At 57.8% G+C, this 8,068-nt stretch carries 6 protein-coding genes and 1 pseudogene; 1 reads left to right on the top strand and 6 read right to left on the bottom strand.

Annotation, left to right across the window (positions count from 1 at the left end; all coding sequences use genetic code 11):
- From EN781_RS35355 to EN781_RS18875, 6 genes and pseudogenes are all read right to left on the bottom strand, one after another.
- Window positions 1-270 (bottom strand): annotated as a pseudogene (locus tag EN781_RS35355) (hypothetical protein); the annotation flags it as partial.
- A gap of 19 nt (window positions 271-289) precedes the next feature.
- Window positions 290-1,465, bottom strand: coding sequence for a methionine adenosyltransferase (gene metK / locus EN781_RS18900; RefSeq protein WP_063169265.1), 1,176 nt, complete (start codon window positions 1,463-1,465; stop codon window positions 290-292).
- A gap of 57 nt (window positions 1,466-1,522) precedes the next feature.
- Window positions 1,523-2,860 (bottom strand): serine hydroxymethyltransferase, encoded by a 1,338-nt coding sequence (glyA, locus tag EN781_RS18895; RefSeq protein WP_091595829.1) that lies wholly within the window; start codon window positions 2,858-2,860, stop codon window positions 1,523-1,525.
- 37 nt (window positions 2,861-2,897) lie between these two features.
- Complete coding sequence (locus tag EN781_RS18890; RefSeq protein WP_091595831.1) at window positions 2,898-3,242, bottom strand: helix-turn-helix domain-containing protein; 345 nt, start codon at window positions 3,240-3,242, stop codon at window positions 2,898-2,900.
- A gap of 1,056 nt (window positions 3,243-4,298) precedes the next feature.
- Entirely contained in the window at window positions 4,299-6,110 is a 1,812-nt protein-coding gene (locus EN781_RS18880) for an HrpF/NolX family T3SS translocon protein (RefSeq protein ID WP_236370748.1), read from the bottom strand.
- 427 nt (window positions 6,111-6,537) lie between these two features.
- Window positions 6,538-7,236 carry a secretin N-terminal domain-containing protein gene (locus EN781_RS18875; protein ID WP_091595837.1) on the bottom strand — a complete coding sequence of 233 codons (699 nt, stop codon included), beginning with the start codon at window positions 7,234-7,236 and terminating at the stop codon, window positions 6,538-6,540.
- Window positions 7,237-7,425: 189 nt separating this feature from the next.
- On the opposite strand from EN781_RS18875, the gene EN781_RS18870 reads away from it, so the two are divergent.
- Window positions 7,426-7,932, top strand: a complete 507-nt coding sequence (locus EN781_RS18870; RefSeq protein ID WP_281034380.1) for a nodulation protein NolB — start codon at window positions 7,426-7,428, stop codon at window positions 7,930-7,932.
- Window positions 7,933-8,068 lie beyond the last annotated feature (136 nt).

Genomic DNA, 8,068 nt, shown 5'->3' with positions numbered 1-8,068 from the left:
GTTGCCGGCGCTGCCGCCGGAGGCCTCGATCGCCGGACCCATGCGGCTGTAGAGCAGCTCGGCGCGCCTTGTGTCGATGAGGTTCATCGCTCCCTTGATGATGCCGTTGGTCTCGAGGAATGCCTCGTCGCACTGGGCGATGATGTCGACAATGGCATTACCGATGCAGAGCACGTCATAATCCGCATCAAAATCTCCGCCAAAAACCCGAGCCGGCTTCTTGCCATGCCGGCCGGGCGTGGTCTCGCGAGTTGAAATGGGTTGCCGCATGCGCTTGATCCAGCCGCCCTCACGCAGCTGCCGGTCCTGCTTCACGCAGCAAATCGTCAGCTTTGTCCGTCTTCTCCCAGGTGAACTCAGGCTCTTCACGCCCGAAGTGTCCGTATGTCGCCGTCTTGCGGTATATCGGGCGTAAGAGATCAAGCATCTTGATGATGCCTTTCGGTCGGAGATTGAAAACCTCGAGAACAAGGCGCTCGATCCTTTTTTCCTCGATCCTTGCGGTTCCGAAAGTATTGACCATGACAGAAACCGGACTGGCCACGCCGATCGCGTAGGCAAGCTGAACCTCGCAGACCTCCGCAAGGCCGCTGGCAACGATGTTCTTCGCGACATACCGGGCGGCATAGGCCGCCGAGCGGTCAACCTTGGATGGGTCCTTGCCCGAAAAGGCACCGCCGCCGTGACGCCCGGTCCCACCGTAGGAATCGACGATGATCTTCCGTCCTGTGAGGCCGCAGTCGCCGGCAGGCCCACCGACCACGAACCGCCCTGTTGGGTTGACCAGAAATCTGATCCCCGAAGTATCCAGGTGGGCCGGCAGGACCGGTTTTATGATCTCCTCAATGACGCCTTCGCGGACCGTGGCTTGTGAGACCGCTTCGTCATGCTGCGTCGACAGGACTATGGTATCCAGCGCCACCGGGCGGAGCCCTTCGTAGCGTACGGACACTTGAGATTTCACGTCCGGACGCAGCCAGCCAAGCTGTCCCGCTTTCCGGACCTCGGCCTGTCTTTTCGTCAAATGGTGAGCGAGTTGGATCGGCAGGGGCATCAATGTATCCGTCTCGTTGCATGCGAATCCAAACATGATGCCCTGATCCCCTGCCCCCTGCCCGAGATCCTGCCCTCGTCCTTCATCAACGCCCTGGCTTATGTCGGGCGACTGCTCGGTGAGGGCCAGAACGACGGCGCAACGTCGACCATCAAAGCCAATCGCATCATCGTCGTAGCCAATATCGAGTATCGTATCGCGGGCGACTTGGCTGTAATCGATGTGGGCATGGCTGGTGATCTCGCCAGCCACAACGACCATCCCCGTCTTCACCAACACTTCACAGGCGACGCGCGCCTTCGGATCGGTGCGCAGGACCGCATCGAGAATGGCATCGGAGATGTTGTCTGCCATCTTATCGGGGTGTCCCGCGCCGACGGATTCGGAAGAGAACACGAACTGCCTGGTCATAAAAATGCCCTCGCTTCAAGTGCTGGAGTTAGTGAGGAGTTTCTGGATTGGGGTGGCTTATCGGTCGGGGATGCCGGGAACATCGAACGCAGTGCAGAAGTCGGCAACGTCTCTTCGTACGCTCGCATGAACTTCCTGGTCATCGGGCTGGCGGCAGACCGAGTCGATGAAAGCGGCGATCTGCACCATCTCCGTTTCGCGCATGCCCATGGACGTCACCGCTGGCGTCCCTAAGCGGATGCCGCTTGTCAGCGCCGGATGCCGCCGGTCGCCCGGGACCATATTGAAATTCGCAATGATGCCTGCACGCGATAAGCGCTCCGCATAGGCTTTGCCTGACAGCGGCCGGTCCCGAAGATCAAGGATCAGCATGTGATTGTCAGTGCCCCCGGTGACGAGTTCATAACCTCGCTCCAGAAGCGCCTGGGCCAGAGCCTTGGCGTTGTGGACGATCTGCTGACCGTAGACACGAAAGGACGAGTTCGCTGCTTCCTGCAAAGCGACGGCAAGCGCGGCGATAGTATTCATATGCGGTCCGCCTTGCAGAAGAGGGAACACGGCGCGGTCTATACGTTTGGCCAGATTGTGTTTGCTCTTCGGATGATGGAGGGGCTGATAACGGTCTTCATTCCTTGATAAAATGAAGCCACCCCGGGGACCGCGGATCGACTTGTGAGAGGTGCTGGTGACCACATCGCAATGGGGCACGGGGTTCGGATGCACTCCTGCGACAACCAGGCCGCTGATGTGGGCGATGTCAGCCACCAGATACGAGTTCACCTCCGAAGCAATTTCGGCCATTGCCGCGTAGTCAAAAATACGCGGATAAGCAGTTCCGCCGACCCAAATTAGCTTCGGGCGTTCCCGCTTGGCGGTCTCGCGCAAGTGGTCATAGTCAATTTGCTGTGTCTTTTCGTGCAGCCTGTACGGGACGCGCTGATAATCGCTGCCGGAAAAATTGACGGACCAACCGTGAGTCAGATGGCCGCCTTCGGGTAAAGGCAAGCCCATCACTTTGTCACGGGGGCTCAAAAGCGCGCGATAGACAGCCTGGTTGGCTGGCGAGCCTGAATAAGGCTGGACGTTGGCGTGTTCACTGCCAAATAGCGCTTTCAGGCGCTCGATCGCGAGGGTCTCAAGCTCATCGACGATCTCGTTTCCGGCGTAGTAGCGCGCACCGGGGTATCCCTCGGCATACTTGTTGGTGAAAATCGACCCGGTCGCTTCCAACACCGCCGAGGAGGCAAAGTTCTCGGAGGCGATCAGTTTGAGAGTTGTCCGCTCCTGGCGCTCCTGTCTTAGAAGCAGTTCGCGAACGCGGGAGTCGACGGCGGCTAAGTGAGGCCGCCCGTAAGTGTCGGGCTGCGCGATGGCGCCGCCGGCGGAGTTATCCATGGTAGTCGCGCTCCATTTGGACTGATCTATTTCACGATCAAGCAGGCGGTCCCTTCAACCGCGCGTCTTGTATTGCTTCCAGGCGTTGTAGGTCTCTTTTATGATGACCATCATCGTGGGGCAGGAGATCGACCACCAATTGAGCCAGCCCGCCATCCTTGCCTCCTGCTTGCATATGGTACGAAGACTGCGGACGTTGTTCGTTGCAGCAAAGAAAGTTGGCTCTGACCAGCCGCCGGACGTGGCGTCGAACCTGCTCGCGAGGCAGACTGGTAATATCGGCCAGCTCGCCGACGGTTAGATCCGCATGCGCGCAAAGGCCCAGGATTCGAAGGCGATCAAGATGCGCTGCCGTCCTTACGCGATTTACCAGTGTCAACATTGGTTGGCATCAACCCGGACGGGATGCAGCAAGCCGCTAGCCCTTCTATCCCCATCAATCCGCATGAGATCTCTTCTCGTCATTTGCTGTAAATCCGCTGGTATGGATGCTAATGGAAGATGGATCACAGTCCTTTCTACGACTAAGACGCCAGATATTGGGGCTAATGTACCACCTGACAGGAGACTACGCTCACGAACATTATGTGAATTTTTTTTAACGTTGCTGAGAATCAAGGGTGAGGTTTGGCGAATGTCTCGCCGTCGACTGTCGAATCCTGCCCGACGGGATTATGGGGTGCGTAGCCTGCTTGTCCTTTCCACATGACCAGCGACGATGGGGCGAAGGCGGCAGACATAGCTCTGGAGCATGCTGCGGTGTCTTTGGCCTGAAGCCGAGGAAGGCGGACCGTGGCTTCCGCGCCGCTGCCGGGAGCCCCCGAACAGGCCAAGTGGATCAGCCGGGTGTTGCCGTCATAGAGCGTGAGACCCAAAGCTGGCCAGCCGCGCCCTGAGGCTGACGCACCGCTCAGCGTCCACCTTGCTCTCGAAGCCCATCGGCATAGCGCCGATAACGACTTGACCGCGTGCGTGTCGACGAGCGATCGGTGAGCGCAAGGATCGAGGGTGCAGTGCAGGATAATGCTGTTTTAAATCAGCGCTGTTTTCAGCCGACTGCCTTGAGCGTGGGCACAAGGATATAGGCCGCAGGAGATCATCGTCTGGCTGTTCGGGAGGCCGCCCTGGGCGCGCGACAGCCGTTCCTTCGGCTGCGCCAGCTCCGCCACCATCCGCGCCGTGCCTTCCGGAGACCATTCCCGCTGCCGGCCGGCGCCCGTGAAAACCTCGACCCGGCGCACCGGCTCGAGATGGCTGGGCTCAGCGTAACTCTGAAGTCGTCATATACCGAAGCCTTCACAGACTTCGGACATCTCCCTCACAGTCCGATCAAGATGGCGTCAGGAACACCGCTTGCGTTGATGCGGATGAACCCCTGCTTGTGCCACAATGACCCTTATCTCAGCGCGCGAGCCAAAGCTTCCGCGCAAGGCGACGGCTAGGATAAGGCAATGCCGACGAAGGGCACATTGCTTGCCACACTCTGGAATGATGGCATGCTCGGAAGGCCTAGGTTTTGCTCAGGGCCGCCTGCAAGGCGCGCTTGGAGGTTATTCACATAGCCTTCTGCGTAGTCCTGCGCCGTCGAGACCGAAAGATCAATGCCTGCCGCCAAGGCCTCTTCCATCAGGTGCTTTACGAGCCCATTTCGAATGGCCAGCTTGACCTCGGGGCCTGCGATAAGGCCGATCGCCTGCGCGGCCATATTGAGGCCAGCTTCCTCCAGCGCTCGCTTCATATCGCCTCCGTTAATGGCCGTACGCAGGAGATTGGCTGCTTGCGACTCAGCCTCGAGAACCATCGAGGCAAGATCGGCTACTTGTCCGAGGCCCGGAATGAAGCTGAGCAGTCCCACCGCCGTTGCCGCCAAGTCGAGCACTTTCGTCTCGATTTTGAGCACGGAGTCGACGACGTGCATGACGGCCCCGCCGTTCTTTTTGGCTGACTTAATGTCAGGCTGGTCCATCAGGCCCATCTTCATGTCCGCGACGGCATTCTGCTCTTCTGCGGTTTGGGCGCCGTGGGTGATTGGCTGCTGAACGTTGCGGTTCGCAGACGACATGTTTGTGCAAAAATGGGCAAAGTCTTTTTTGCTGATATTGCCGGAATCAACCGTATGCCCGCCGCCAAAGTCGAAGAATTTATGATGGGTCTTATAGCCCGTGATCGAATTGTTCAGGAGGCCAAACAAAAGAGGATCTGAAAGGAGCTGAGAGGCTGCTTCCCGCACTTTCGGATCAAGGCTCTTGTCGTCTTTCATTTTCGCCAGTTTGTCGCGAGTCAGAACACCGCTTCCAAAGAACGTGTCCTGATGGTCCTTGATCATCTCGACCGTATTCAGCTCAGTTTGCGTGAGGCTCATCGACGATGAGGCGACTTGCAGGAAATCCTCTTTGTGCATCTTCCCTTTCGAGCCACCGCACAACTGGTTCCAAGCATCGGGGTGATCGAGGAAATATTGCGCCGCCGCAATGACCTGGGGCGGAAATTTGCCGTTTTTCGATTCGCCGCCGACCATTTTCTTGAACTCATCCAGACTCAGGTCCTTGGACAGATTTTCGGAGTACCGGTAAAACTCCCGCAAGGCATCGCTCAAGGTCATGACCGAAGGCTGCAAACCTCCGCTGCCGTCGGATGGTATGTAGTTCTGCTCGTAGCTTTGCGCTTGGGCTTCCTGAAATGCAGCAACTTGTGGGTGGTGGTTTGAAAATCCGGCCAAGTCCTTGGCGTTGATCTTGCCTCCACAGCGGCCGTCGCCCTGCGAGCCAATCGCATAAAAAAGTCCCGAATCCTGCTGCAGTCCCTTGATCGCCGCTTTCAGATCCGGTGGCGTAGAGGGATCATTGGCTTTCTCGGTCAACGACTTCCAACTAAGCGGGCATTGGTCCTTGTGACGGTTGAGTACCGCAACAATCTGCAACTCAGCCGTGGTCAGCGACCCACCGTTCCACGTGATTCCGGGGCTCGGCCTGGGAGCCGGCTCGATCTTCGGGGTGACGCGGAGCAGATGTTGGGCTTCAGTCGCCTTGGAGCGTTGCGATTGGTCCTCCTTGAGAGCCGCCCTCATATGTGGCGGCAGCAGATCCAGTGGGTGTTGCTCCAAGCCCTTCAATGTCGATTCGACATCCGGTGCCAGATGGCCCAAAGGGTCCTGCCGCAATTTATCCATTGTCGAATCAAGATTCGACGTTGGCAGATCCCCTTGCGCGAAAGAGCCGGGCTTGTTTGCCAGCACACAAGTGGACAGCATCGCTTCGAAGCACGATGCACTTTGCTGATGCTGGGTCGCAAAATGGGAAACTTTCAGGCCCGGCCAACCCCTTGCGGACTGTAGCGAATTTGAGCGGTAGAAAGTTGAAAGATTGCTGGCCGACATTGTGCATCCTCAGACGTGACGTTGAAATCCCCACAAGAGACCCCGACAGAAGATCCCTTGCGTTTCACAAAATTCGACAATTCCAAGCGTCGGCAGGTCACGAATGCGCCTGCCCTGCCTTCAATTGCTGTGTTCCGGGCCGGCTCCAAGGTTCGGTCCAACACAATGGCCGGAGTCACCGCGAGAGCTGCCGGGACTCATCATGAGCGGATTAGCTTTCGAGAAACTGACGAGTTTGCGAAGAGTTCACAAAGGGGTAGCCGCAGTCATGTTCTTCAGAGCTGCGGCAAATCCTCAATGTTCATTTCTTGCCCAGCTCAGGCTTCCCGCCAACGCTATCCTGTTGTGGGATGTCAGAAGAATAAGAAGCATCCGGTCGTCCGTCGCGAACGACCGTAGTGGAGGAGCCGCGAAACAAGATCAGCACTGATTCCTTTGGCGTGGCCGCTATGTGAGTCTGCGCCTGCGCCTCCGCCACCAAGCCGTTAAAGGTCTGCTCCACGAGTGCGACGAAGCGCGGTGGACCGGAAACGAAGACGAGGCCATTGCCTGGCACGGGTTTGACCACATAGCGCTCGTCGGAGATATCAAGCTTGTCGAGAGCCCCCTTGAACGCATCGAAGCGAATCGACGTCATCAAAAGCATTCGAGTTTGCGATTCTTGTGCAGCAGACACATAGAGCACAAGGCCGTCATAGTACCATTGGAGACCGTAAAGGTTCGTCAAGCGGTCGAGGAACGCGCGCGGTGGCAAATCAGGCATACGTCCGCGAATTCGCCCCTTCACCGCAGGACTGATGTTGACCCTGATATTCAGGTTGTTGCCGAATTCCTGCAACGCTGCAGCGAGTTCCTGATCCAGAACCGTGTATCTATAGGGTGTCGCCGGAAGGGACAGCGGGACTGCGTGCGCCGGGTGAATCCCGGTGGACAGAAAAAACCCGGCACAGAGAAGTCTCAAAACATGCAGGGTGACGGGTTGGATAAGCGTTCTCGGCATGTCGCACTGATAAACCAAACGCTGAAATCATCACAAGTGACTAAATTGCCGAAGAGATTTTAGATGTCGAAATGACGCCGCCGTTAGTCAGCTTGTTGTCAGCTTGCCCCCCTAGGAGTGTTGCGCCGACACCGGGTGATGAATGGGCGGGGCCCGCCCGGTCAGAGAGAGCAACCGAGTCCTTACATGATGATGCCTGTCACGTCGATCTCTGCCACTCTAACGGCTGGCCTCCCCAGGGTCGGATCACCGTCGATTGTCGAGCAGGCCCAGTTTGAGCGCGCCTTAGGGCATGCAGCCGACTCGCTGAAAAACAATGCCGCCGCGGAGCCAGCGAGTGCGGCGCCAGTTGCTGCGGCGATGGATGTTCAGCGCGCGGCTGCGCCGACGAGCGGCATGGGCGATCGCGTGTTGCAGACGATTTCCTCCCTATATCCACACAACACTGTTTCCTTCCCCGCGCTCGACCATGACATAGCCCTTTCGAAGGGCGCTCTACCGGGACCGGCGCAGAAGCTTCCCGTCGCAGGTGAGGCGGGAACCGGAATCTCGGGCATTCCTCAACAAGGGCAAGACTTCGAAACGATGATGGCTGGTCTTCGGGATGTTTACAACGGCGTCACCCAGGTGGCGCTTATCTCCAAAGGCGTCAGCGGCGTCACATCATCCGTGAATAAACTTTTGAAGGAAGGCTGAACCGCGCGCATGATTGGCTTGGCCGAGGGCGAAATCATGCGTGGCCTGTCAGGGTGGCGGTCGGTTAGACTTGTCATGCTGCTAGTTCTCGTCGCCCTCAGTGCTTGCAAAACCGACCTCTACACGCAATTGCAAG

Origin of the sequence: Mesorhizobium sp. M4A.F.Ca.ET.090.04.2.1 (assembly GCF_003999085.1) — a bacterium.
Taxonomy (GTDB): Bacteria; Pseudomonadota; Alphaproteobacteria; order Rhizobiales; family Rhizobiaceae; genus Mesorhizobium.
The sequence above is the reverse complement of the archived record's forward strand: the minus strand, read 5'-3'. Positions and strand labels throughout refer to the sequence as shown.

Excerpts from the sequence above, each read along its gene's own strand:
- EN781_RS18870 (WP_281034380.1), top strand. The coding sequence starts at position 7,426 with ATGATGCCTGTCACGTCGATCTCTGCCACTCTAACGGCTGGCCTCCCC.
- glyA (WP_091595829.1), bottom strand. The coding sequence starts at position 2,860 with ATGGATAACTCCGCCGGCGGCGCCATCGCGCAGCCCGACACTTACGGG.
- metK (WP_063169265.1), bottom strand. The coding sequence starts at position 1,465 with ATGACCAGGCAGTTCGTGTTCTCTTCCGAATCCGTCGGCGCGGGACAC.
- EN781_RS18890 (WP_091595831.1), bottom strand. The coding sequence starts at position 3,242 with ATGTTGACACTGGTAAATCGCGTAAGGACGGCAGCGCATCTTGATCGC.
- EN781_RS18875 (WP_091595837.1), bottom strand. The coding sequence starts at position 7,236 with ATGCCGAGAACGCTTATCCAACCCGTCACCCTGCATGTTTTGAGACTT.
- EN781_RS18880 (WP_236370748.1), bottom strand. The coding sequence starts at position 6,110 with ATGCTGTCCACTTGTGTGCTGGCAAACAAGCCCGGCTCTTTCGCGCAA.